Origin of the sequence: Agrobacterium sp. S7/73, assembly GCF_019355535.1 — a bacterium.
Taxonomy (GTDB): domain Bacteria; phylum Pseudomonadota; class Alphaproteobacteria; order Rhizobiales; family Rhizobiaceae; genus Agrobacterium; species Agrobacterium tumefaciens.
In genome coordinates this window covers 2,162,105-2,186,183 of record NZ_CP072136.1, presented here as the reverse complement: position 1 = coordinate 2,186,183, position 24,079 = coordinate 2,162,105, and the positions used below count along the sequence as shown (strand labels likewise).

Here is a 24,079-nt window from a genome sequence, read left to right as displayed (position 1 = left end):
GACAATGGAGAGGGAATTAGAAGAGTGTCAGGGAATTTCTTGCGTTTGTCCGCCGCGATGTCGCTTCTGGCCGTTGTTGCAGGATGCAATTCCTCCAATCCGTCAGACTCGCTTGCCGTCAACCCTCCGGCGGCGCAGGCAAATGCCGTTGCTCCGGTGGTGCAGGCCAACTGCCCGACGGTCACGGTTCTCGATGCCAATGCCGTCCACCGCGTCTATGCCGGTGGCGCAAAGGACGATCCGCAGAAACTCGCCTATCAGGTTTCGCTGTCAGACACGACGCGCTCTTGCACCGCGAACGAAACCACGCTGACGGTAAACGTGCTGGCCCAGGGCCGTCTCGTTCCCGGCCCGATGTCGAAGCCCGGCCGCGTGACCGTACCGATCCGCGTCACCGTTAAGGACGGCGACGGCGAGATTTACGGCGAAACGACCAATTTCGCCATCGACGTTGCTGCAGGCGGTGCCGGCACGCAGTTCATCTTCAACAACGATCATGTCGCCATTCCCAACGGACCGGGCGGCGCACCGAGGTCGGTCAGTGTCTATATCGGTTTTGCCGAGCAGGGCGCAAAGGCCAAGACCAAGCGCCGGTGATTTGACGGGCGAAATGTAAAAACCGGAGGCTGCTTTTGCGGGCTTTCGGGCAGATCGCAAACAAACCATGCCTCATACGCAACGTCATCCTCGGGCCTGTCCCGAGGATTCGAACACGTATCGTGGAATCAAGTCGTTGCAGATGCTCGGGACAGGCCCGAGCATGACGAAGTGGCGTTTGTGACAAAGCCAGAGATTAAAAAGCGCCTTCCCACTCCGCCATCGCTGCAATAACGGCGGGCAGGTCCTGCATGCGTGAAATCACCGTTTCCGCGCCCGCGTCCGTCAACCGGTCGGCATGGCTCGGATAGGTGTGGGATGCGCCGGTGAAGCCGATGACGCGCATGCCGGCTGCCTTTGCACCATGCGCGCCGTGCACGGAATCCTCGATTACGACGGCACGATCCGGTGAAACGCCGAACTGGGCTGCGCCATGCAGGAAGATATCCGGCTTCGGCTTGACGCGGTCGGCTCCGAGATCCTTGGCGGAGTAGATATGTGGTGCGAAATAGGGCTTCAGGCCCACCTTCGTCAGCATCATGTCGAGGCGGTGGCTTGAGGAATTCGAGCAGATGCAGCGTGGTGTCGTCAGGCGCGACAGAGCGAACTTGACGCCCTCGATGATCTTCACGTCGCGTTCCAGCCGCGCGTCGAGCAGCTTTTCCGACTTGTCGAGCAGCGATGCGGAAAACGGGATGCTGGCTTCGCTTTCCACCTGCAGGAGGATGTTCTTCCAGGTCATGCCGGCGAAACGCTCGCCCATTTCCTCGACGGAGATCGGATACCCGGCCTCGGTCAGAAGTCGGGACTCCACCTGTGCGGCGATGATTTCGGAATCGACCAGAACGCCGTCACAGTCGAAAATAATGAGGTCGAAGCCGCTCATGGGCGCTCCCTGTATCGGATTTGCCTTGGAAAAAAGTGATGCCCGGGCTTTTAGACCAAGTCCGCGTCAAGCTCAACCGGCTGGCCCGCAAGGGTCGGTCGCGCCCGGCTCATAGCTGGGATTTGGCTTTGCGCGTTTCCTGCGTGCAAAAACAGCTACACAGATCAGCGCCGGATGCGTTATGGGATGTTATGCCCAAGACAGCGAAAACCAGACCCGAAGATACCATTGCCGCACGCATCAGCCGCACACTGGCTGACCGCATCGTGCGCGGTGAGCTGTCGCCGGGTGAACGTCTGAGGCAGGATCACATCGCCGCCGAATTCGGCGCATCGCATGTGCCGGTGCGCGAAGCGTTCCGCAGGCTGGAGGCGCAGGGCTTGGCCGCCAGCATTCCGCGCCGCGGCGTGCGGGTCGCGGATTTCGGCCTCGCCGATGTGCGCGAAGTCGCGGAAATGCGCGCCGCGCTTGAGGTTCTGGCGCTGCGCCACGCCATTCCAAACATGACTTCAGCCATTCTCGACCAGGCGGAGGCCGCCACGCTCGAAGGCGATAGCGCGGTCGATGTGCAGCATTGGGAAGAGGCCAATCGCCGCTTCCACCGCCTCATCACGGCGCCTTGCAACATGCCGCGCCTGATGGAGGCGATCGACGGCCTGCATGCCGCGAGCGCCCGGTTCCTGTTTTCCGCCTGGCGGGCAGGATGGGAGCGCCGCACCGATACCGATCACCGCGCGATCCTCGACGCATTGCGCGGCGGCCGTGCCGAGGAGGCGGTGCGAATTCTCGACGGGCACGTGCAATGGATCGGCCGCAAGGCAATCCGCACCCCTTCAGGCTCGGTGCACGACGCCTTCGCCATCGTCGGATAGGCCGGGAACGATTGGCTGGGCTCGTTTGGACTCCGCCGGAAAAGTCGGTTATCGATATCCGCCCGCGATGACGATCCGCGGTGCGTGAAGGGAGCATGGATGGCTGCTGATACGGCGAAATCACGGAGCGGATTTTTCCTCTGTCCGCCGATCTGTTTCCTTCATCGGAAACGCGCCCTGTGACGGTCCGCCTTCGCCCCCATCACCTTCTCTGTATGCTGACCTATGTGGGGAAGGGATATACCTCCGGCTTTGTCGAAAACTACGACCGTGTCGCCGCTCGGCTGAACGCCGGCGAAGAGGATATCGAGCTGGTCGATGGGCCGGACGATATCTGCGTTGGCCTGTTGTGCGAAAGCCATGCCCACTGTTTCAACGAGGGCGTGGTGCAGAGGGACGAGGCGGCCCGGCTTTCGGTTTCAACGCTTTTGAACGAGACAATCACCGCCGGAAAGCGGCTGCGGGCAACGCCGGAGCTACTGGAGAAAATGCGTCTGGCCTTCGCCGCCGGAGATATCCGGCAGGCCTGTCGCGGCTGCCAGTGGATTAGGCTGTGCGATCGCATCGCGGCATCAGGATTTACCGGCGTGAAGATTGGCGAGCCGCCGCCGCACCCGGCCGGGCAGCGGCTTACTGCTACTCCGGCACATTCGTCTCGGTTCTCTCGGCGGCCTTGACCGTCGCCTTGATCTCCTTCGGCTCGCGCCCGGATTTCTTGTCGTAGCTCACCTTCACCGAATAATCGCCGGGATGCAGGGTCTCCTGATGCCGGTTGCCATAACGGCCGGAAATTTCCTTTTGCGTACCCTGAAGGTCCTTGGTCGTTTCGACGATGTCGATCCGCTCCGCACCCGGTGCCGTGATTGCCAGAACACCAGCATCGAGGTTGAGGTTGATCTCAGTGCGTTTTCCTGCAGTTACGGTGAAGGGCTGTTCCACCGTGACCTTGCCCAGACGCGCGCGCATCACGAAATCGCCGGCAGGCATTTCCATGGTTTTGCCGGTGCCGTAAACGCCGTTGATGGTCTGGCGCGTGCCATCGAGCGTCTCCTTGGCTGAAAGCGCTTCGAAACGGATATCGTCCGTTTCCACAGCTTTGCCACCGTCCGTATAGGCCGCCTTGGCAACGACCACGCCGCTCGGGATGACTAGATCGTGGCTGATCGTCTCGCCCGGCTTGATGGCAAGCGTTTCCTGCGCACGCGCAGGGCCGATGCTGCCGGTGAGGAGGAGTTCGCCCGCCGGCACGAAGGTCGTGTTCTGCCCGTAGACACTGTCCTTGAAATCGTCCTTGGTGATTTCGGTTTTCGCCTGGCTTTCCACATCGCCGCCGGGGCTGCGTTTTGGCACCACCGTCAGTTCCGCCGCGTCGAAATTCGCCTTTGGCCTCGTTAGGCTTCCCTCCTTCACCTCGAAGGGTATTTCGCGACGGATGTTGCCCAGCGCTGCCACGCCGACATATTTGCCCGCCGGCAGCTTCGCTTCGAAGGTGGCGTCGTAGGAGCCGCCGGCATTGACGTCGCTGCGCACGCCGGCCCGGTCGGCCTTGTAGAAATCCCACCGCACCCTGTCGCTATTGCCGAGCGAGGGGCCGCCATCGAACAGCACAGCGTCGGTGACGACGTTGTATAGCGGTGCCGGCTCCTGCGCCCCCAAGCTTGACGGCAGCGCCGCCAGAAGAAGAGCCGCGGAAAAGGCATGCACTGAAAAAGAAGCCACTCGCGTTACGGACGTCATTGCGGATTACCCCCTGAGTTGCCGGTATTGCCAGCACCGACATGCGGAACAGGACAACCCGTTGTGCACAACGTTTTTGCGCCACTTCGGGTTCCCCGCCCGCGCCAGCAAATTGCGCGTGTCGGCCGCAACAGCCATTTATTTCGCATTTTCCGTGACTTGTTCAGGCTTTGATAACCATCTTCGGTAACCATAAGCATCAGTAGAGAGTAAGCGTATGGAGCGAGTACCAATGGCAGCAGTTTTTCCGCTGGCCGATTTTCGGCGTGCCGGTTTTGATCGTGCGGGCGAGAGTGACGCCTGGAAAGACAGCATAATCAAAGGTGATTGTGTCGCTGCCTTGGATGCCCTCCCGAGCCAGTCGGTGGATGCGATTTTCGCCGATCCGCCCTACAACCTCCAGCTTGGCGGTACGCTTCACCGGCCAGATCAGTCGCTGGTTGATGCGGTCGATGACGAGTGGGACCAGTTCTCCTCCTTCGAGGCCTATGATGCCTTCACCCGCGCCTGGCTGCTGGCCTGCCGCCGCGTGCTGAAGCCGAATGGTACCATCTGGGTCATCGGCTCCTACCACAACATCTTCCGCGTCGGCTCCATGCTCCAGAACCTCGATTTCTGGATCCTGAACGATATCGTCTGGCGCAAGACCAATCCCATGCCCAACTTCAAGGGCCGCCGTTTCCAGAACGCCCATGAGACCATGATCTGGGCGAGCCGCGATCCGAAAGCCAAGGGCTATACCTTCAATTACGAAGCGCTGAAGGCCTCCAACGACGACGTGCAGATGCGCTCCGACTGGCTGTTCCCGATTTGCAGCGGTCATGAGCGGCTGAAAGGTGACGACGGCAAGAAGGTGCATCCGACCCAGAAGCCGGAAGCATTGCTGGCACGCATCATCATGGCCTCCACCAAGCCTGGCGACATCGTGCTCGACCCGTTCTTCGGCTCCGGCACCACGGGTGCGGTTGCAAAACGTCTCGGCCGCCACTTCGTTGGTATCGAACGCGAACAGGATTACATCGACGCGGCCTCTGCCCGCATCGCCGCCGTCGAGCCGCTCGGCAAGGCGGAGCTGACCGTCATGACCGGCAAGAGGGCCGAACCGCGTGTTGCCTTCAACACTCTGGTGGAAAGCGGTCTCGTCCGTCCCGGCCAGGTGCTGACCGATGCAAAGCGCCGTTATAGCGCCATTATTCGTGCCGATGGTACGATTGCATCCGGCGGGACTGCCGGCTCCATTCACCGTCTTGGTGCAAAGGTGCAGGGTCTCGACGCATGCAACGGATGGACGTTCTGGCACTTCGAGGATGGCGACCAACTGAAGCCTATCGATGATCTGAGAACAATCATCCGCAGTGAACTGGCAAAGGCCTGACAGTCTAAAGCCCAAAAGGCTGAAGGCAACGATCCACCGCCCGCCATTGTCAGCATACGTCTCCGTCCGGTTTAGTACCTTCAGTCCCGGATGGAGAACGACCAACGCCCGGCACTTCGGTGTCGGGCGTTGGTATTTTTGAATATCTAAATTTAGCCAGACAAGTTTCGCGCAAGAGAACGGTCATAGTGTCCTACGCAAAGCAATGGTTGTGAAAATCCGGTTCGGAAAGTTCACGAAAACATTGCTGTCCCATGCCGCTTGCGGCAGGACTGGCGCAGGCAGGAGACCGCCATTTCCGCCTGCGCCAATTTTCTTTTTGGATCTGATGGTCTGTCAGACATCCACGCCGTAGGATTGCAGATCCTGCTTCAGCTTTTCCGCTCCGGTAAAATGCACCGCCTGCCAGCCGGCGGCCTTGGCGCCTTCGACATTCACAAGCGTATCGTCAATGAAGATGCTTGCGGCAGGGTCGAGGCCAAATTCCTTCGCGTGCAACTCGTAGATCGCCACATCCGGTTTAAGCAGCTTCACATCGCCAGAGACCGTCACGCCGCGCGGCAGGGTGAGGAAGGGGAACATCTTCTGCGCTTCGCGGAAGGTATCTGAGGCGAAGTTGGTCAGCATCGTCACGTCGTGACCGTTATCGATCAGGCCGGTCATGATCGCGACGCTGTCGTCATAGGAATGCGAGACCATCTCATGCCAGAACTTGCGGAAGGCGCGGATATGCTCTTCCCGCTCGGGAAACTGCTCCATCAGCAGCGCCTCGGCGTCTTCCCAGCCGCGTCCGCGATCCTGTTCGAGGTTCCAGTCATGGGTGCAGACATTCTCGAAGAACCATTTGCGCTCGTCGGCATCGGGAATGAGGCGGCTATAGGGAATATGCGGATCGTAGTGGATCAGCACCTTGCCGATGTCGAATACGATATGCTCAATCTTGGTCATCGAAACTTCCTGCTTTCATCGAATGCGGATGGAATAGCCTGTGCGATGACTTTTTTCATCACCGTCGGCAAAGCTTGCGCGTCAAGATTTGTAACCGGCTCCCACCATCCGTCATCCGCGCCGGTTTCAAGCCCATCCGGTACCTGTGCCCGATAGACGGTGAGCCGCAGCTCGAAATGGGTGAAGACATGCACAATGACGCCCGCCGCTTGCCAAGACGCGGCAAAAGGCGCGTGGCTCGTGTCGGTGCCGCCATCCACGCGGGCGGTCCATGCTGTTGTCGGCACCTCCGTCATGCCACCGAGAAGGCCGCTTTCTATGCGCCGCCGCAGCAGAATTTCGCCGCTTGCATTCACCGCCACGAAGGCGGCTCCCAGCCGCACCGGTTTTGCCTTTTTCGCGGCCTTGACCGGAAACCGCTCCGGCTCGTCATGGGCAAGCGCCAGACAGCCGCCATTGAACGGACAGAGCGCGCAGGCAGGGCGCTTCGGCGTGCAGATCGTCGCACCGAGATCCATCATCGCCTGCGCAAAATCGCCCGGCCGGTCGGGAGGCGTAAGCTCCGCCACCTTCGCCTTCATGGCGGGTTTCGAGCCGGGCAGGGGTGCATCTATGGCGAAAAGGCGGGAGATGACGCGCTCCACATTACCGTCCATCACCGCCGCCTGCCGGTTGAACGCAATGGCCGCCACGGCAGCAGATGTATAGTCGCCGATGCCGGGCAGCTTCTTCAGGCCCTCTTCGGTATCGGGAAAGACGCCGCCATGCTCTTTCGCCACAGCTTCCGCACATTTTTTCAGGTTGCGGGCGCGGGCGTAATAACCAAGTCCCGCCCATGCAGCCATCACATCCTCAACCGGTGCCGCCGCCAGATCGCTGACATGAGGCCACGTTGCGAGGAACTTCAGGAAATAGGGTTTAACCGCCTGCACCGTCGTCTGCTGCAACATCACTTCGGAAAGCCAGACATGATAGGGATCGGCACGTTTTCCTTGTGCCGCCATGGCCGGCGAGGTGCGCCAAGGCAACTCGCGATGGTGGCGGTCGTACCATGCGAGCAGCATCTGCGCGTGCGATGACGGGGCGGTTTTTTGAAGCATGGTTTGCCGTTTCTCTTCGATTCGGCCTATAGTTGGGCCATTCATACCGACCTATCAAGAAGCTCCGGACTGTCCGGTCCTGAAACCCGAGTGAAAAATGCGATATCCACGCAAAGGCGTCATCCAGATTGCCGAAATAGCCAATGGCATCATGGATCCCCTCCTGTCTAAACGGGCGGGCATCAACACGGCGCTGCTCGGCTCGTGGGACGAGATAGCCGGCGATGACTTTGCCGATTGCACGCGGCCCGAAAAGATTACCTGGCCGCGTCGCGACGAGGGGCCGGATCGCGGCGGTTACCAGCCGGGCGTGCTGACGATTGCCTGCGAAGGCGCGCGCGCTCTGTTCCTCACCCACGCACAGGGCGAGCTCATCGCCCGCATCAACGGCTTTTTTGGCTTTCCGGCGGTACGCCAGATCAGGATCGTGCAGAAGCCGGTATCGCAGCCCGTTCCCCGCCGGCGAAAGCCGCCGCCGCTGCGCGGTGATGCGGCAAAACGTCTCGACGATATGATGGACGGCATCGAGAGCGAAGCGCTGCGCAAGGCAGTGGAAAGGCTCGGCACGGCGGTGATGCAGAAGAAGAAGCCGCGGGGCGGGACGATTTGATGTCGCGCACGGTCCTTGACTGGTCACAATTCTTTGACAAGAAGAGTTCAAAACCCCGCTTGTGATGAACAGGCCGTCGCTATATCGGAATCAACAGACAATAGAGTCTATTACCAACAGGTGCTTTCATGCATTTTTCCGAACTGACCATTTCCCGTCGCAGCCTTCTCGGCGGCGTTGCACTTGCTGCCCTTGCCACGGCCCTGCCGTTTGCCTTCACGCCGGGCGTTGCCCAGGCGCAGGAATTGCCTGAATCCACCGGTGACGTGGATATGGCTGCGGTGTTGAAGCCCGGTCCGCTGCCGGAAGCGGCGCTCGGCGATGCGAACGCTCCCGTCAAGATCGTCGAATATATGTCGATGACCTGCCCGCATTGCGCCAATTTCCACAACAAGACCTTTGACGAGATCAAGAAGAAATACATCGATACCGGCAAGGCCTATTTCGTCATCCGCGAATTCCCGTTCGATCCGCGTGCCGCTGCTGCCTTCATGCTGGCGCGCTGCGCACCGGAAGGACAGTATTTCCCGTTCGTTTCCATGCTGTTCAAGCAGCAGCAGAGCTGGGCAACAGCCCAGGATGCCCGTGCGGCCCTGCTGCAATTGTCGAAAATGGCCGGTTTCTCACAGGAGTCTTTCGAGGCCTGCTTGACGAACCAGAAGCTTCTGGATGATGTGAACGCAACGATGCAACGCGGTGCGACGGAATTCGGCGTCAACTCCACGCCGACTTTCATCATCAACGGCAAGAAATACGCGGGAGACATGTCGGTTGAAACCATGTCGGCTGTCATCGACAAGCTGCTCTGATCGCCGAACCCTCAAAGGAACGGGCGGCGGATATTTCCGTTCGCCCGTTTTTTATTGCCGTTATTTCAGGCGGAGCGGAGCGGCATGAAGTTCAACAAGCTCCGCGTCGTCGGTTTCAAATCCTTCGTTGAACCCTCGGAATTCATCATTGAGCCGGGTCTGACCGGTGTCGTCGGTCCCAATGGTTGCGGCAAGTCCAATCTGGTCGAAGCGCTTCGCTGGGTGATGGGCGAAAACTCCTACAAGAACATGCGCGCATCCGGCATGGATGACGTCATCTTCTCCGGTTCCGGCAATCGCCCGGCCCGCAACACCGCCGAGGTCGGCCTTTATCTCGACAATTCCGATCGCACCGCGCCCGCCGCCTTCAACGATGCCGATGAAATTCAGGTGACGCGCCGCATCGAGCGCGAAAACGGCTCGGTCTATCGCATCAACGGCAAGGAAGCGCGCGCCAAGGATGTGCAGCTTCTGTTTGCCGATGCCTCCACCGGCGCGCGTTCGCCCTCGATGGTGGGGCAGGGGCGTATCGGTGAACTCATCAATGCCAAGCCGCAGGCCCGCCGCCAGCTTCTGGAAGAGGCGGCCGGCATTTCCGGCCTGCATTCCCGCCGCCATGAAGCGGAGCTTCGCCTGCGTGCTGCGGAGACCAATCTGGAGCGGCTGGAGGATGTGACCGCCCAGCTTGAAAGCCAGATCGAAAGCCTGAAACGCCAGGCGCGGCAGGCCAACCGTTTCAAGATGCTGTCGGCGGATATCCGCGCCCGCGAGGCGACCCTGCTGCATATCCGCTGGGTAGAAGCCAAGGAAGCCGAAGGCGAAGCGGAAAGCGCGCTTAATCAAGCCACGAACATCGTTGCCGAAAAGGCGCAGGCGCAGATGGAGGCGGCCAAACAGCAGGGCATTGCCAGCCTGAAGCTGCCGGAATTGCGCGAGGATGAAGCGCGTGTCGCTGCCGCCCTGCAACGTCTACAGATTGCCCGCACCCAGCTGGATGACGAGGCTAACCGCCTGCTGCGCCGCCGTGATGAGCTGGCGCGCCGTCTATCGCAGCTTGGCGAAGACATCGTTCGCGAAGAACGGCTTGTCTCTGATAACGCCCAGATCCTTGCACGGCTCGATGAGGAAGAGGCAGACCTTCTCGAAATCCTCGCTGATTCCGGCCGCCATGCCGAAGAGATGCGCGAAGCCTTTGAGGCAGCTGCCGCTAAACTGACTGAAAGCGAAACCGTTTTCACTGCCATCACCGCCGAGCGCGCCGAGGCCGCCGCCGGGCGCCAGCAGCTGGAACGGGCGATCCGCGAGCTTTCCGATCGTAAACTCCGGCTGGAACGCCAGTCGCAGGAGGCATCCTCCGAGATCGATGCCGTCGATGAAAAACTTTCCGGCCTTCCCGATCCTTCGGAGCGCCGCGAGGCGGTCGAGGCAGCCGAGATCGCGGTGGAAGATGCTCTGATCGTGGCAGAGGAAGCCGAAGCCGCCGTTGCCGAGGCGCGGTCCGCCGAAGCGCTGGCGCGCGGCCCGCTGGAAACGGCGAGAAACCGGCTGAACGCTCTGGATACGGAAGCGCGCACCATCACCAAAATCCTGGCGGCCAGTGCTGCCGCCAATGGCAGCTTCACGCCGGTGGCGGAAGAAATGACGGTGGAACGTGGTTTTGAGGCAGCGCTTGGTGCAGCCCTTGGCGACGACCTCGAAAGTGCCCTTGATCCCGCTGCTCCCGCCTATTGGGCCGGCAACGGCGATGGTGCGGGCGATCCTGCTTTGCCGCAGGGCGTCAAGCCGCTTCTGAACTATGCGCAGGCGCCGGACGCATTAAGGCGCGGTCTCGCCCAGATCGGCGTTGCAGCCGACACTGCGGAAGCCTTGCGCCTGATGCCATCGCTGAAGGCCGGTCAGCGGCTGGTGACGCGCGAGGGCGCGCTGTTTCGCTGGGATGGCCACATCGCCAGCGCTGATGCGCCGGGAGCCGCCGCCCTTCGTCTGGCACAAAAGAACCGGCTTGCCGAAATCGAGACGGAACTGGAAGAGGCCCGTTTCAGTCTGGAGGAGGCCGAAGAACAGCTCTCCATCAGGACCGACGACATCAAAAGCGCCGAGTTGCGGCTTTCGGAAGTGCGCGACAGAAGCCGGCTGGTGACGCGTCATCTTGCCGAGGCACGAGAGGCGCTGACATCAGCCGAACGCGCCTCTGGCGATCTTCTGCGCCGCCGGGATATCGTCTCGGAAGCGCTGAACCAGATCGGCGCGCAGATCGACGAGATCGTCGTTCAGGAAGAAAACGCCCGCATCGAAATGGAAGATGCACCGGATCTTTCCGCCCTTGATCTGCGCCTGCGTGAAAGCCAGCTGGAGGTCGCCACAGACCGTGGCCTGCTGGCAGAAGCGCGCGCCCGCCACGAGGGGGTGAGCCGCGAGGCGGAAAGCCGCCAGCGCCGGCTTCAGGCAATCGCGCAGGAGCGCTCCACCTGGGCATCGCGGGCCGCCAGTGCCGCCGATCACATCGCCACCCTGCGTGAGCGTGAGGAAGAGGCGCGCGAGGAAATCGCCGAACTGGACATTGCGCCGGAAGAGTTCGACGAGAAACGCCGCAACCTCCTGACCGAGCTTCAGAAAACCGAAGACGCCCGCCGCTTGGCCGCGGACCGGCTGGCGGAGGCGGAAAACCTGCAACGCGCCGCCGACCGCGTTGCCACCACCGCCCTTTCCGAACTGGCAGAAGCCCGTGAAAAGCGCGGCCGCGCCGAAGAGCGGCTTGTTTCCGCCCGCGAGAAGCGGCAGGAAACCGAACATCGCATCCGCGAAACGCTGAATACCGAGCCGCATATGGCGTTGCGCCTGACCGGCCTTGGTCCCGACCAGCCGAAGCCAGATATTCGCGATGTCGAGCGCGATCTCGACCGGCTGAAGATAGAGCGTGAGAGGCTGGGCGCCGTCAACCTGCGTGCCGAGGAAGAGCAGGCGGAGCTTTCCGCCAAGCTCGCGGCCCTCATCAAGGAACGCGACGATATCATCGACGCGGTGCGCAAGCTGCGCGCCGGTATCCAGAACCTCAACCGCGAAGGCCGTGAACGGTTGATTGCGGCCTTCGATGTGGTCAATTCGCAGTTCCAGCGGCTTTTCACCCATCTGTTTGGTGGCGGCACGGCGGAATTGCAGCTGATCGAATCCGACGATCCGCTGGAAGCCGGCCTGGAAATTCTCGCCCGTCCTCCGGGCAAGAAGCCGCAGACCATGACGCTGCTTTCCGGCGGTGAACAGGCGCTGACGGCCATGGCGCTGATCTTTGCGGTCTTCCTCACCAATCCCGCACCGATCTGCGTGCTGGACGAGGTGGACGCGCCGCTCGACGACCATAATGTCGAGCGTTACTGCAATCTGATGGACGAAATGGTTGCCTCCACCGAAACGCGTTTCGTCATCATCACCCACAATCCCATCACCATGGCGCGCATGAACCGCCTCTTCGGCGTCACCATGGCCGAACAGGGCGTGTCGCAACTGGTTTCCGTGGATTTGCAGACTGCCGAGCAACTGCGCGAAGCCGTCTGAGTTTCCCGTTCCGGGTCTGCCCCTTAAGCCTTGTCCATCGCGAATTTATCTGGCCGCATCACCCATTCGGGTGGGCGACAATGCGCGGCATTTTGCTATGTCTTTTTGAAAGGAATTTGGGCTCTTTTCAGACCCCCCATCCGGTTTCCTGTACCGGATGGAAAGCCTTGCGAGGTCGCTGCCGTGGCCTCGCAAGGCTTTTTTTTGGTCTTGTGCCTAGCGTCCGTCGTTCCTCAACCAGTCACAGGAGACCAGCCGACTTGCCGCCCTCTTACACCGGCACCAACCGCAGCCGCGTGCCCCACGGATCAATCGCTTCCACAACCTTGTTTTCCATCTCCACCAGCACATAACCGGCCGCCCGCAGCCGCGTTTTCTGCGCTTCAAGGTCCGTGGTATTTTTGATGGCAAGAGAGAACCAGTCGAGGCCGGTTTCGGTGGCGTTGCGCTCTTTCGCCCCCCGGCTGTTCCATGTGTTGACGGCCAGATGGTGGTGATATCCACCCGATGACAGGAAGGAGGCATCCGAACGGGCATCCTGCGTCGGTTTGAGACCAACGGCTTCCTCGTAAAAAGCGCGTGCGGTGGCAATCTCGCCGACCCGAAGGTGAATATGCCCGATGCGCATTCCGGAAGGTGCGGCCTCGTAATCGCTCTTTTTGGTGTCGGTCAGCGTTACGAGATCATCGACGTCGAGCGGTTCGGTCCCCATTTTAACCACGCTGCCGCTCCAGACCCATGTGTCCTTCGGCCGGTCGCTGTAAACCTCGATGCCGTTGCCTTCGGGATCGTTGAGATAGACCGCTTCACTGACATTATGGTCGGCAAAGCCTGTGAGCGGCACCTGCCTTAACGCCGCATGTACCAGCCACCGCGCCAGATCCTTGCGGGTGGGCATCAGATAGGCGATGTGGAACAGGCCGGCTGAGGTGGGGCTTTCATAATCCGCCGTTGGCTTGTGAACGAGATCAAGCAGGGGAACGGTGCCGGCGCCGAGCGTCACGCCCCGTGCGTTGCGCGCAACCTCATTCAACCCGAGCACGGAACGGTAATAATCGATCATCTGATCGAGATCGCGCACCCGAAGCGCCGCCTGACTGACATGCATCGGCGTGGTCAGCGCAAAGGGAAGGGCGATGCCTGCACTTGCTGCGGGTGGGGCGCCTTCTGCTCTAAGAGCACCGGCAAGGGCGGTGGCGGCGCAAGAAATTCCGGCAAATTTCAACGTGTGGCGGCGAGTAAATTGCATGAATAATCTCTTTTTGGGCGATGTGGATGGCTTAGGGAACACTCCGTTTCTGCGCACTACACGAATGCGTCAGTAACGCTGTTATTTTGCTTTTGCGGCAATTCTGGCGCGCAATTCGCCGCAATTATGCTGCACTGCGATGTAAACTGGACGTTGTGGCGTTTCCAACATGCTGCCAATGCTGTAGATGATAGAAAAATGACAACGCTTCTGGGTGGAGAGCGTGGAATGAAAAAGTGGGTTTATACCTTCGGCAACGGTGCTGCCGAAGGCCGGGCAGGTGACGTTGCTATATTGGGCGGCAAGGGTGCAAACCTTGCCGAAATGGCAAGTCTCGGCCTTCCCGTTCCCCCCGGCCTCACCATCATAACCGATGCCTGCGCCCTTTATCACAAGAACGGCCGCGATCTCCCCGAAGAGCTGAAGCTGCAGGTCATGGCCGGCCTTCACGGCATGGAAGCCGTGACCGGCAAGACATTCGACGGCAGCCAGACGCCGCTGCTGTTGTCGGTTCGATCAGGCGCGCGTGCCTCCATGCCGGGTATGATGGACACGGTGCTCAATCTCGGCCTCAACGACCGCACGGTGCAGGCGCTGGGCCACGATGCGGGCGACGCCCGTTTCGCCTGGGACAGCTATCGCCGCTTCATCCAGATGTATGCCGATGTCGTCATGGGTCTCGACCATGAGCTGTTCGAGGAAATTCTCGAAGACGAGAAAGGCCGGCTCGGCCATGAATACGATACCGATATGTCGGCGGTCGAGTGGCAGCATGTCGTTGCGCTTTACAAGCAACTGATCGAGGACGAGTTGGGAGAGGCTTTCCCGCAGGATTGCCATGTTCAGCTCTGGGGCGCGATCGGTGCAGTCTTTGCCAGCTGGACGAACCATCGCGCCGTGACCTATCGACACCTGCACAATATTCCCGGCGACTGGGGCACGGCGGTCAACGTCCAGGCCATGGTCTTTGGCAATCTCGGCTCGTCATCGGCAACCGGCGTTGCCTTCACCCGCAATCCCTCCACCGGAGAGGCGGAGCTTTACGGTGAGTTCCTCGTCAATGCCCAGGGTGAAGATGTGGTGGCGGGCATCCGCACGCCGCAATCCATCACCGAGGCTGCGAGGCTGGCGTCGGGTTCCGACAAACCCTCCATGGAAAAGCTGATGCCGGAGGCTTTCGCCGAGTTCATGGTGATCTGCAAGCGGCTGGAGACCCACTATCGCGACATGCAGGATCTGGAATTTACCATCGAGCGCGGCAAGCTCTGGATGCTCCAGACCCGTTCCGGCAAGCGCACCACACGCGCCGCCATGAAAATCGCCGTCGATATGGTCGAGGATGGGCTGATTTCGCAGGAAGAAGCCGTCTGCCGCATCGAGCCGTCATCGCTCGACCAATTGCTGCACCCCACCATCGATCCCGGTATTTCCCGGCCCATCATCGGCTCCGGCCTGCCTGCCTCCCCGGGTGCGGCAACCGGCGAGATTGTCTTTACCTCGGAAGAAGCGGTCGCTGCGGAAGCCGAAGGCCGAAGCGTCATTCTGGTCCGCATCGAAACCAGTCCGGAAGATATTCACGGCATGCATGCCGCCGAAGGCATTCTGACGACGCGAGGCGGCATGACCAGCCACGCCGCCGTGGTAGCGCGCGGCATGGGCATTCCCTGTGTTACCGGTGCGGGTTCGATGCGCGTCGATATGCGCAACAAGGTGCTGATCGGCGTTGGTTGCATGCTGAAACGCGGCGATGTCATCACCATCGACGGCTCTTCCGGCCGGGTGATGAAAGGTGAAGTGCCGATGACGCAGCCTGAACTGTCAGGCGACTTCGGCAAGCTGATGCAATGGGCCGATAATCTGCGCCGTATGACAGTGCGCACCAACGCCGATACACCGGCCGATGCCCGCGCCGCCCGTGCTTTCGGTGCAGAAGGTATAGGTCTTTGCCGCACCGAGCATATGTTCTTTGAAGGCGACCGCATTCATGTGATGCGCGAGATGATTCTCGCCGAAAGCGAAAAGGGCAGGCGGGCAGCGCTTGACCGGCTTTTGCCGATGCAGCGTTCGGATTTCACCGAGCTTTTCCAGATCATGCACGGCCTGCCGGTGACGATCCGCCTGCTTGATCCGCCGCTGCACGAATTCCTGCCGAAGAGCGATGGCGAGATCGTAGAGGTCGCCGCCGCCATGGGCATGCCGCAGACCGTATTCCGCCAGCGGCTGGATGCGCTGCACGAATTCAACCCGATGCTCGGCCATCGCGGCTGCCGGCTTGCCATTTCCTATCCCGAAATTGCCGAAATGCAGGCGCGCGCTATTTTTGAGGCTGCGGTTGCGGCGGCGCGCATCACCGGTGCACCTGTCGTGCCTGAGATCATGGTGCCGCTGGTCGGCCTCCGGTCCGAACTCGATTACGTCAAGGCTGTCATCGACACGGTGGCCGCCGAGGTGGCGGAAGAGACCGGCATGACGCTCGAATATCTGACCGGCACCATGATCGAATTGCCGCGTGCGGCGCTGCGCGCACATGTGATTGCGGAAGCTGCGGAGTTCTTCTCCTTCGGCACCAACGATCTGACGCAGACGACCTTCGGGATTTCCCGCGATGACGCGGCACGTTTTATCAATACCTATCAGCGCAAGGGCATTATTGAACGCGATCCGTTCATCTCGCTCGATTTCGATGGTGTGGGAGAGTTGATCCGCATTGCCGCCGAGCGCGGCCGCCAGACGCGTCCGGAGCTGAAACTCGGCATCTGCGGCGAACATGGCGGCGATCCGGCCTCGATCCATTTCTGCGAGGATGCGGATCTCGACTACGTGTCCTGCTCGCCCTTCCGCGTGCCCATCGCGCGTCTTGCCGCCGCGCAGGCGACACTTGCCGCAAGGGCAAGGCAGGGTGAAACCGCCAGCAATGTCGCCTTCATTCCGGTCAGGGGTTTGGTTGGACGATGATCCGCCGCTCCACCACCACCGGACGATAGAACATGTCGCGGTTCATCTGCGCCTGCCAGGCGCGGTTGTCGGCGCGACGATCCATTTCCAGATCGAGAAGGCAACCCGCCATGGGGTCGGTGCCGGGGCGGAAACCATAACCCCGGCATGTCGCCTCATCCCGCGCCCGGCGCTCTTCCGGCGTCAGCGTCTGGCAGGCGGTGAGCGCCAGTAGAGCGGCGAGCGAACCTAAGACGATGGAAACGCGCATTTTGTTTCTCCCTAGAACATGACAGCCGGGCGGCACTTTTATTGCCGCGATTGATACGCCTGATTCATGATCGGGAAAAGCGGGTGAAGACTGGAAAGTTGCATCGTCTATTGCCTGATGCCGCAATCTTCTTTTCACGCCAGGGATGTCCGCGGCCGCCACCCGTTCTTGTTTTGCATTATTACTCTGAGCAGCCGTCCAGTATCGTGCCCCTGCTATCTTCAAGCGAGGCGTTGCTGCCTTTCGTGCGCAAAGTGTAGCTATAGTTCGGGTCGATTGCGTTATAAACCGCTCCGGACGCCGATATTGTTTCCGCCATAGGTATCATTTCTTCCATCTGCTGCAGGATCGCGAAGCTTTTTCCATCGGCGCCGTTGACGTAAACTACACGTAGGACTTCGTTCTTGGCGCACGAATAGGACACGGAATCAACAGTTGTTCCCGCTGCTGCGGTCAAATTAGGGAATGCAATGAAGGAGAAAATACTCAGGAGAATTATAGACGATTTTTTCATATTTTTTCTCGGTGCAATTTTGTTTCCCATAATTATATTAGGGTAATTGCAGTTAAAATTGATGATTCGCAAATTTATACTTCAATATTTTTGGGATTATTGTCAATGTGGGCATCGCTAAAGTGATAGCGGCGCCCGTCATGGAGATATGAAGGTACCACCTCGGCGGCACCACTTTCATTCGTTCTTCACTCAGGCGGCCACCGCGTCGCGGTCATCGAGTGCCTCGATGTCCTTGGCGTTGTTGTAGACTGCCTCGTCCAGAATGCCTTCACGTTTGGCGACGATGGTGGGCACCAGCGCCTGACCGGCGACGTTGACGGCCGTGCGGCCCATGTCGAGGATCGGGTCGATGGCGAGCAGCAGGCCAACACCTTCGAGCGGGAGACCGAGCGTGGAGAGCGTCAGCGTCAGCATCACCACGGCACCCGTCAGGCCCGCCGTTGCGGCCGAGCCAAGCACCGAGACGAACACGATCAGCACATAGTCCTGAATGCCGAGCGGCACCTGGAAGAACTGGGCGATGAAGATCGCCGAAATCGCCGGATAGATGGCGGCGCAGCCGTCCATCTTGGTGGTGGCGCCGAGCGGCACGGCGAAGGCGGCATATTCGCGCGGCACGCCGAGGCTCTTTTCCGTCACGGTTTCGGTGACGGGCAGGGTGCCGATGGAGGAGCGCGACACGAAGGCGAGCTGGATTGCCGGCCATGCGCCCGCAAAGAAGCGCGATGGCTTCAGGCCATGGGCGAGAAGCAGCGCCGGATAGACCACGAAGAGAACCAGCGCCAACCCGATATAAACGGCCGCCGCATACCAGCCAAGCTGCGAAAGCGTCGTCCAGCCATATTGGTCAACGGCGCGACCGAGCAGGCCGATGGTGCCAATGGGCGTGAGGCGGATGACCCACCACAGGATCTTGCGCACGATGGCAAGCAGCGACTGGTTGAAGGCAAGGAACGGCTCCGCCGCCTTGCCCGCTTTCAGCGCCGCGACACCAAAAGCAATCGACACCACGAGCAGCTGCAACACGTTGAAGTTCAGCGAGGTGCTGGCGGAACCGTTATTGACCTTGGTCGAGGCCTCGAGGCCGAACACGTTGGCCGGCACGAGACCCTTCAGGAAGTCGAGCCAGGAACCGGTGGAGGAGGGTGCTGCCGCTGCCGTATTGGCAATCGCGGTGTTCACGCCCGGCTGAATGACGAGGCCAAGGACGATGCCGATGACCACGGCGATCAGCGCCGTGATGGCGAACCACAGAAGCGTCTGCCAGACGAGCTTTGCCGCATTGGAGAGGTTCTTGAGATTGGCGATGGAGGCGACGATGGCCGTGAAAATCAGCGGCGGCACCAGCGCGCGCAACAGCTGCACGAAAATGCTGCCGATGGTCTGCAACGTCACGGAAAGCCAGTTCGGGCTGCCGGCGGCATCAGGACCGATATTGCGCGCAACGAGCCCGAGCAGCAGGCCGATGACCATGGCGATCAGAACCTGAAAGCCGAAGTTGCGATAAAAGGGTTTTGACCCGGATGAGCGGGCTGGCGTCGTTGCCTGTGACATGGCTTGTCTCTTTTTTATGCAAGAAAACGAGGATAATGCACTTTTTACACGCATTCTCGAAGGAAGGGACGAAGAATACGCCGATTTCCTCAGCAAATAAGGGATGAGCTTGCGTATTTGTTGCACTGCCGATGCATTATTCTCTTAAAGGGAGATAATGCGGAAAAATATTCCGCTCTATCGTGGACGCAGCCTTTCACGCGCTCAAAACGATGTAGGCTGAGGCCGTTGCGTTCCCACTCCGTCACCCCGGACCAGATCCGGGGTCCATTGCGATCAAGTCCTTGATCGCGGGAGGCTTCTTTCAGCATGCAGACGCACCGTGGCTGGATGCCGGATCAAGTCCGGCGCGACAAACGTGGGTTTACGCACTTTACCCGCAGATCAGACCCGTCCTTGTTTTCCTAACCGCAAATCCGGTCTATGACATCATATGCAGGTGATTCCCTTGCCAGATTTCGGGTGCAACGCTTTTACGCCAATGCGATCTAACGGATATCCGCTTCCATGACTGTGCGTTTCGTCCGGCCTTTTTCAGTTGCAGCCTATCTTTCCCGCTATCTCGGTATGGCGGCGCTGGCGCTTTTTCTTGTCGCCGCTGGCATCCACCGTTTCGGACCGTTGACAACGCCCGATCTCGTCGGCCTGCTGATGATTGCCGCTGGAATCGCTTTGGTGGCAATGCTTCTGGCGTTGGTTGGTCTTGAACGGCTATGGACCACGGGTGCGCGCGGCGGCCTTTCTGCGCTTGCCGCGCTGCTGTTGTCGGCGCTGCCGCTCGGCGTCGTCGGTTACGGCGCATTTCTGTACTGGCAGCAGCCAAAGATTTACGACATCTCCACCGATCTTGCCGATGCGCCGGAATGGCTGGTGCCGCCCGTTGCCAATCAGCAATGGCTGGCAAGACCGGCCACTGTTGCAAAAGCGGACCGGGACGCGCAGGCGGTGACCTATGCGAGCCTTGCCGGACGCCGTTATGAAGGTGCGATAGACCGCATCTACACAGCCGCCAAAAAAATGGCCGCCGCCCAGAGCATCCGCATCACCCATACTAAAGGCGTCATCGGCACGGTGGAGCCGCCCTCCGTCGGTGTTCCCGAACAGGACAAGTCTCAGCCCACCGAGGAAGCGCCGGTAGAGGACCTGCCCTCCATCGTGCCGGTTCCCATGGCACGGCCGGTCGAGGCACCGCAGCCCACCTTCTTTAACGGCAGCGGCGTGGTGCTGATGCAGGGCGAAAAGCGCACGCGCATCTGGGGCCTGCGTTTCGACATCCTCATCCGCCTGAAAGAGGAGGCGGAAACCACGATCGTCGATGTGCGCGTTGCCTCCCGTTACGGCCCGCACGATCTCGGCATGGGTGCAGCAATCGCAGAAGCCTATCTCGATGCGCTGGATGCGGAAATGCAGGGCCTGAACGACAATTAAGGCTTAGTTTCCCTCTTCGTCATTCCGGCTCAAGGCCGGAACGACGGGAAAATGCGACGGTGGTTGAAATGTTTGAACCGGATATGATGACGCCGATATGAGCGTTACGCCCAGACGCCTGCCTCACGCCGGAAAATATTCCCCCAGCAACGAAGGCGCACCCTCGGTCCGCACCTCGCCCTTTTCGATCAGGTCTTCGATATGCGCGAGCACGGAAAGTGCCGCAGCCCCATGCAGGCGTTTGTCGGTGCTGGCATAGATCACCTTCACCATATCGGCTATCCGCCGGTCGCCTTCCCGGATGCGCTTCAGAACTGCCCGTTCCCGCATGCGGCGGTGGGCGCGAAGCCCGCGCATGAAGGCTGCGGGATCGTTGACCGGGCCGCCATGGCCGGGCAGGAACAGCCGGTCGTCGCGGGCGAGCAGGCGCTCCAGCGAGGCCATGTAATCGCTCATCGACCCATCAGGCGGTGCGACGATGGTGGTGGCCCAGGCCATGACGTGATCGGCGGAAAAGACGATGCCGCTGCCTTCCAGTGCGAAAGCGGCGTGGTTGGCGGTGTGCCCCGGCGTGTGCAGCGCCGTCAGCGCCCAGCCGTCGCCGGAAAGGCGCTGCCCGTCGCCAAGTGTCACATCCGGCGCGAAAGCCGTATCGGAACTTTCGGCAAAGGGATTGGTCTCACCCACATGCAGTGGCCGAGCGGCGCGGTGCGGGCCTTCCGCAACTGTGATAGCGCCGGTCGCCTGCCGCAGCCGCTGCGCAAGCGGCGAGTGATCGCGATGGGTGTGGCTGACGAAGATATGGGTGACCTCGCGTCCATCAAGCGCCGCCATCAGCGCCTGAAAATGCGCCTCATCCTCCGGGCCGGGATCGATGACGGCAACGGACCGGTCGCCGACGATATAGGAGTTGGTGCCATGGAAGGTAAACGCGGAAGGATTGTTGACGGTGATGCGCTGGATGAGCGGGGCAACGGGAACCGCCTCGCCATAGGCCGGCCTGAAATCGAGATCGAATGCCGGGTCCGCCATCAAGACCTCCTGAAATATGCCATGCCACGCAGAGCCGCAGCCTCAGCCGCGCAATCGCCAAGCCCTAACATGCCATGTCAGGCACGGCATCCAAAAAGCTTGGATTTTGTGAAAAAATAAGCCGTCAGGTCATTGCCGCGTCGGGCAGGCTTTGCTAATCAGGCCCGGTTCAGGCAGCGGCGTTTCGCCCAAGCTGCCCTGTTGGGGCGTCGCCAAGCGGTAAGGCACCGGTTTTTGGTACCGGCATTCCCAGGTTCGAATCCTGGCGCCCCAGCCATCACTTCCAAAATCAGAACAGCGTGCACAGGTGCCGGCGTGCATCTATCAGCCGTACCATTTCACTGCGATCCCGGATGTTGTGACGCGCGAAAACCTGTCCTCCGTCATCACCAGCCTTGACCCAAGAATCCACAAGCCGTTGAAATCCATGAATCCTCGCGAAGAGGCCAGGATGACGCGTGTGTGTTAAAGGCCTGCTTAAACAAAAACGCCGCGCATCCAAAGACACGCGGCGTCCAAACTTAAAATCGCGGCTAAGCCTTAAAGCGCGATATCCGGAACCTTCTTCACCGGCGCGCCAGCAGGTGCCGCTCCCGCGCCCTTCAGCGCGCCAAGATCGATCTGCGGCGGGGTCGGCAATTGCAGGTGCTCGGCCGTATAAGCCCATTCCTGCTGAACTTTTTCCGGGTCGTCATTGAGCTTGGTGCCGTAGCTCGGAACGATCTGGCGGATCTTGGCCTGCCATTCCGGTGTCGCCACCTTGTCCTTGAAGACCTTTTCCAGAACGCTCAGCATGATCGGTGCGGCCGTGGAGGCGCCAGGGGAGGCGCCGAGCAGACCGGCGATGCTGCCATCCTGCGCGGCGACGATTTCCGTGCCGAGCCTGAGTACACCGCCCTTTTCCTCGTCGCGCTTGATGATCTGCACGCGCTGGCCCGCCTGCCACAGACGCCATTCGCCCTGTTTCGCGTTCGGGAAATATTCCTTCAACGCGGCAAAGCGGTCGTCGTCCGACATCATCAGCTGGCCGGCGAGATATTCCACCAGCGGATATTCATCAATGCCGACGCGCACCATCGGCCAGGCATTGCTTGTCGTGACGGAGGAGACGAGATCGAAATAGGAGCCTTCCTTCAGGAACTTGGTGGAGAAGGTGGCGAAAGGTCCAAACAGGATGACGCGCTTGCCACCAAGCACGCGGGTATCGAGGTGTGGAACCGACATGGGCGGCGAGCCGACCGAGGCCTTGCCGTAGGCCTTGGCCAGATGCTGCATCGTCACGTCAGGATTGTCGTTGATCAGGAACGAGCCACCAACCGGGAAACCGGCGTAATTGTCGCCTTCCGGAATACCGGACATCTGCAACAGATGCAGCGCACCGCCGCCGGCGCCGATGAACACGAATTTCGCATCCACGGTCTGCTCTGCATCGGTCTTCAGGTTGCTATAGGTCACTCGCCAGCTGCCATCGGCATTGCGCTGGATATCGGAAACCTCGCTGTTGACCTGCAGGTCAAAATTCCGGTCGCTTTGCAGATGCGAAACGAACTGGCGGGTGATCTCGCCGAATTCCATGTCGGTGCCGAGCGGCGACCAGGTCGCGCCGATCTTCTGGGAAGGATCGCGGCCTTCCATCATCAGCGGCACCCATTTCTTAAGCTGCTCGGGGTCGCTGGAATATTCCATGCCGGCAAAAAGCGGGCTTGCCTTCAGCGCCTCGAAGCGCTTTTCGAGATAGGCGATGTTCTCATCGCCCCAGACGAAGCTCATATGCGGCGTGTGGTTGATGAAGGAGCGCGGGTTCTTCAAAACGCCGTTACGCACCTGCCATGCCCAGAACTGCCGGGAAATCTGGAAGGATTCGTTGATGTTGACGGCTTGGCTGATCTTGATGTTGCCGTTGTCGTCTTCCGGCGTGTAGTTCAGTTCGGCAAGCGCGGAATGGCCGGTGCCGGCATTGTTCCAGCCGTTGGAGCTTTCAAGCGCCACGCCGTCCAGTCGCTCGAGCATCTGCATCGACCAGGTTGGCTCCAGTTCACGCAGCCACACGCCGAGCGTCGCGCTCATGATGCCGCCACCAATCAGAAGCACGTCGACCTTCTTGGTAGCCGTATTGGCGAGAAGCGAGGATGTCGGCAGCGCTGTCGCTGCAAGCCCTGCGAGCGCAGTGCCGAGAACCTGTCTGCGGTTCATTGGAAGCGCATGGGAGGGAAGCGCGTCTGAGGAAAGATCAGTGAGCTGGGATTTGTCTTGATCGATGGGAGTCACGGCCATACCTGATTCTTGTTTTGTGTTAAAAACACTCCTCCCAGCCGCCCCGTTACATCAAAGCCGAAACAGGCACAACCCTGACTTATTCACTCCAGTTCAAGCGCTTTTGGGGGGATTTTGCCGGGACATAAGGTCGCATTTGCAGTTTTTGCCATTTTGCGGATTGTCATTTTTGTGGTTGCGAGGATTAGACGGTGCTTTCAAACGGTTGAAAGTGTCTCAAGCGCGAATATCGCGAAAACGCCGTCAATTCGGCGTTTGCCGCGCTTGGCGGATCAGGTTGCGCTGGTCCGTGTGAAAAAAATTCAGGAAAAATGAGAATAATCGCAAAAAAGTG

19 protein-coding genes and 1 tRNA gene are annotated in these 24,079 nt (G+C 60.2%); 10 read left to right on the top strand and 10 right to left on the bottom strand.

Going from position 1 to position 24,079, the window contains the following annotated elements:
- Positions 1–57: 57 nt before the first annotated feature.
- Positions 58–597, top strand: a complete 540-nt coding sequence (locus tag J5276_RS10860; RefSeq protein ID WP_003511819.1) for a hypothetical protein — start codon at positions 58–60, stop codon at positions 595–597.
- A 196-nt stretch (positions 598–793) separates the two neighbouring features.
- On the opposite strand, the gene J5276_RS10855 is transcribed toward J5276_RS10860, so the two are convergent.
- Entirely contained in the window at positions 794–1,483 is a 690-nt protein-coding gene (locus tag J5276_RS10855; protein WP_112155216.1) for an HAD family hydrolase, read from the bottom strand.
- Between the two features lie 191 nt (positions 1,484–1,674).
- Between J5276_RS10855 and J5276_RS10850 the strand changes: the two genes are divergently transcribed.
- Positions 1,675–2,355 carry a GntR family transcriptional regulator gene (locus J5276_RS10850; protein ID WP_013635630.1) on the top strand — a complete coding sequence of 227 codons (681 nt, stop codon included), beginning with the start codon at positions 1,675–1,677 and terminating at the stop codon, positions 2,353–2,355.
- A gap of 215 nt (positions 2,356–2,570) precedes the next feature.
- Positions 2,571–3,032 carry a DUF1284 domain-containing protein gene (locus tag J5276_RS10845; RefSeq protein ID WP_041694521.1) on the top strand — a complete coding sequence of 154 codons (462 nt, stop codon included), beginning with the start codon at positions 2,571–2,573 and terminating at the stop codon, positions 3,030–3,032.
- Here the strand turns inward: J5276_RS10845 and J5276_RS10840 are convergent.
- On the bottom strand, positions 2,992–4,092 hold the full coding sequence (locus J5276_RS10840; RefSeq protein WP_112155217.1) for a hypothetical protein: 1,101 nt from the start codon (positions 4,090–4,092) through the stop codon (positions 2,992–2,994). The two genes, J5276_RS10845 and J5276_RS10840, sit on opposite strands and share 41 nt — an antisense overlap.
- Before the next feature lie 232 nt (positions 4,093–4,324).
- Here J5276_RS10840 and J5276_RS10835 point away from each other — a divergent pair, with 232 nt between their 5' ends.
- Complete coding sequence (locus J5276_RS10835; protein ID WP_003511827.1) at positions 4,325–5,467, top strand: site-specific DNA-methyltransferase; 1,143 nt, start codon at positions 4,325–4,327, stop codon at positions 5,465–5,467.
- A gap of 336 nt (positions 5,468–5,803) precedes the next feature.
- On the opposite strand, the gene J5276_RS10830 is transcribed toward J5276_RS10835, so the two are convergent.
- Together J5276_RS10830 and mutY are read right to left on the bottom strand one after the other, a co-directional pair.
- The gene (locus tag J5276_RS10830; protein ID WP_003511829.1) at positions 5,804–6,415 is read right to left on the bottom strand and encodes an HAD family phosphatase; all 612 of its coding nucleotides are present in this window, start codon (positions 6,413–6,415) and stop codon (positions 5,804–5,806) included.
- Entirely contained in the window at positions 6,412–7,515 is a 1,104-nt protein-coding gene (gene mutY, locus J5276_RS10825) for an A/G-specific adenine glycosylase (protein ID WP_065702726.1), read from the bottom strand. Before mutY ends, J5276_RS10830 begins: the two co-directional genes overlap by 4 nt.
- Positions 7,516–7,612: 97 nt before the next feature.
- On the opposite strand from mutY, the gene J5276_RS10820 reads away from it, so the two are divergent.
- The 3 genes from J5276_RS10820 (at position 7,613) to J5276_RS10810 (ending at position 12,486) form a co-directional block, all read left to right on the top strand.
- Positions 7,613–8,125, top strand: a complete 513-nt coding sequence (locus J5276_RS10820) for a DUF721 domain-containing protein (RefSeq protein ID WP_003511832.1) — start codon at positions 7,613–7,615, stop codon at positions 8,123–8,125.
- A 128-nt stretch (positions 8,126–8,253) separates the two neighbouring features.
- Positions 8,254–8,934, top strand: a complete 681-nt coding sequence (locus J5276_RS10815) for a DsbA family protein (RefSeq protein ID WP_003511833.1) — start codon at positions 8,254–8,256, stop codon at positions 8,932–8,934.
- Positions 8,935–9,018: 84 nt separating this feature from the next.
- The gene (locus J5276_RS10810; RefSeq protein ID WP_003511835.1) at positions 9,019–12,486 is read left to right on the top strand and encodes a chromosome segregation SMC family protein; all 3,468 of its coding nucleotides are present in this window, start codon (positions 9,019–9,021) and stop codon (positions 12,484–12,486) included.
- A gap of 271 nt (positions 12,487–12,757) precedes the next feature.
- Here the strand turns inward: J5276_RS10810 and J5276_RS10805 are convergent, their stop codons facing one another.
- Positions 12,758–13,735 (bottom strand): VOC family protein, encoded by a 978-nt coding sequence (locus tag J5276_RS10805; protein WP_112155218.1) that lies wholly within the window; start codon positions 13,733–13,735, stop codon positions 12,758–12,760.
- Positions 13,736–13,963: 228 nt separating this feature from the next.
- Between J5276_RS10805 and ppdK the strand changes: the two genes are divergently transcribed.
- Positions 13,964–16,690, top strand: coding sequence for a pyruvate, phosphate dikinase (gene ppdK / locus J5276_RS10800; RefSeq protein ID WP_112155219.1), 2,727 nt, complete (start codon positions 13,964–13,966; stop codon positions 16,688–16,690).
- Here ppdK and J5276_RS10795 read toward each other — a convergent pair.
- The 3 genes from J5276_RS10795 to J5276_RS10785 form a co-directional block, all read right to left on the bottom strand.
- Positions 16,668–16,940 carry a hypothetical protein gene (locus J5276_RS10795; RefSeq protein ID WP_003511845.1) on the bottom strand — a complete coding sequence of 91 codons (273 nt, stop codon included), beginning with the start codon at positions 16,938–16,940 and terminating at the stop codon, positions 16,668–16,670. The genes ppdK and J5276_RS10795 overlap by 23 nt on opposite strands.
- A gap of 181 nt (positions 16,941–17,121) precedes the next feature.
- Positions 17,122–17,454, bottom strand: coding sequence for an MliC family protein (locus J5276_RS10790; protein ID WP_041694318.1), 333 nt, complete (start codon positions 17,452–17,454; stop codon positions 17,122–17,124).
- A gap of 192 nt (positions 17,455–17,646) precedes the next feature.
- Positions 17,647–19,011: a dicarboxylate/amino acid:cation symporter gene (locus J5276_RS10785; RefSeq protein ID WP_065661285.1), complete on the bottom strand. Its 1,365-nt coding sequence runs from the start codon at positions 19,009–19,011 to the stop codon at positions 17,647–17,649.
- A 507-nt stretch (positions 19,012–19,518) separates the two neighbouring features.
- Between J5276_RS10785 and J5276_RS10780 the strand changes: the two genes are divergently transcribed.
- Positions 19,519–20,439: a DUF1499 domain-containing protein gene (locus tag J5276_RS10780; RefSeq protein ID WP_112155220.1), complete on the top strand. Its 921-nt coding sequence runs from the start codon at positions 19,519–19,521 to the stop codon at positions 20,437–20,439.
- Positions 20,440–20,562: 123 nt separating this feature from the next.
- On the opposite strand, the gene J5276_RS10775 is transcribed toward J5276_RS10780, so the two are convergent.
- Positions 20,563–21,471, bottom strand: coding sequence for an MBL fold metallo-hydrolase (locus tag J5276_RS10775; RefSeq protein ID WP_112155221.1), 909 nt, complete (start codon positions 21,469–21,471; stop codon positions 20,563–20,565).
- Between the two features lie 202 nt (positions 21,472–21,673).
- On the opposite strand from J5276_RS10775, the gene J5276_RS10770 reads away from it, so the two are divergent.
- Positions 21,674–21,748: transfer RNA gene (locus J5276_RS10770), tRNA-Gln, on the top strand.
- Positions 21,749–22,011: 263 nt separating this feature from the next.
- Here J5276_RS10770 and mqo read toward each other — a convergent pair.
- The gene (mqo, locus tag J5276_RS10765; protein ID WP_162632937.1) at positions 22,012–23,745 is read right to left on the bottom strand and encodes a malate dehydrogenase (quinone); all 1,734 of its coding nucleotides are present in this window, start codon (positions 23,743–23,745) and stop codon (positions 22,012–22,014) included.
- Positions 23,746–24,079 lie beyond the last annotated feature (334 nt).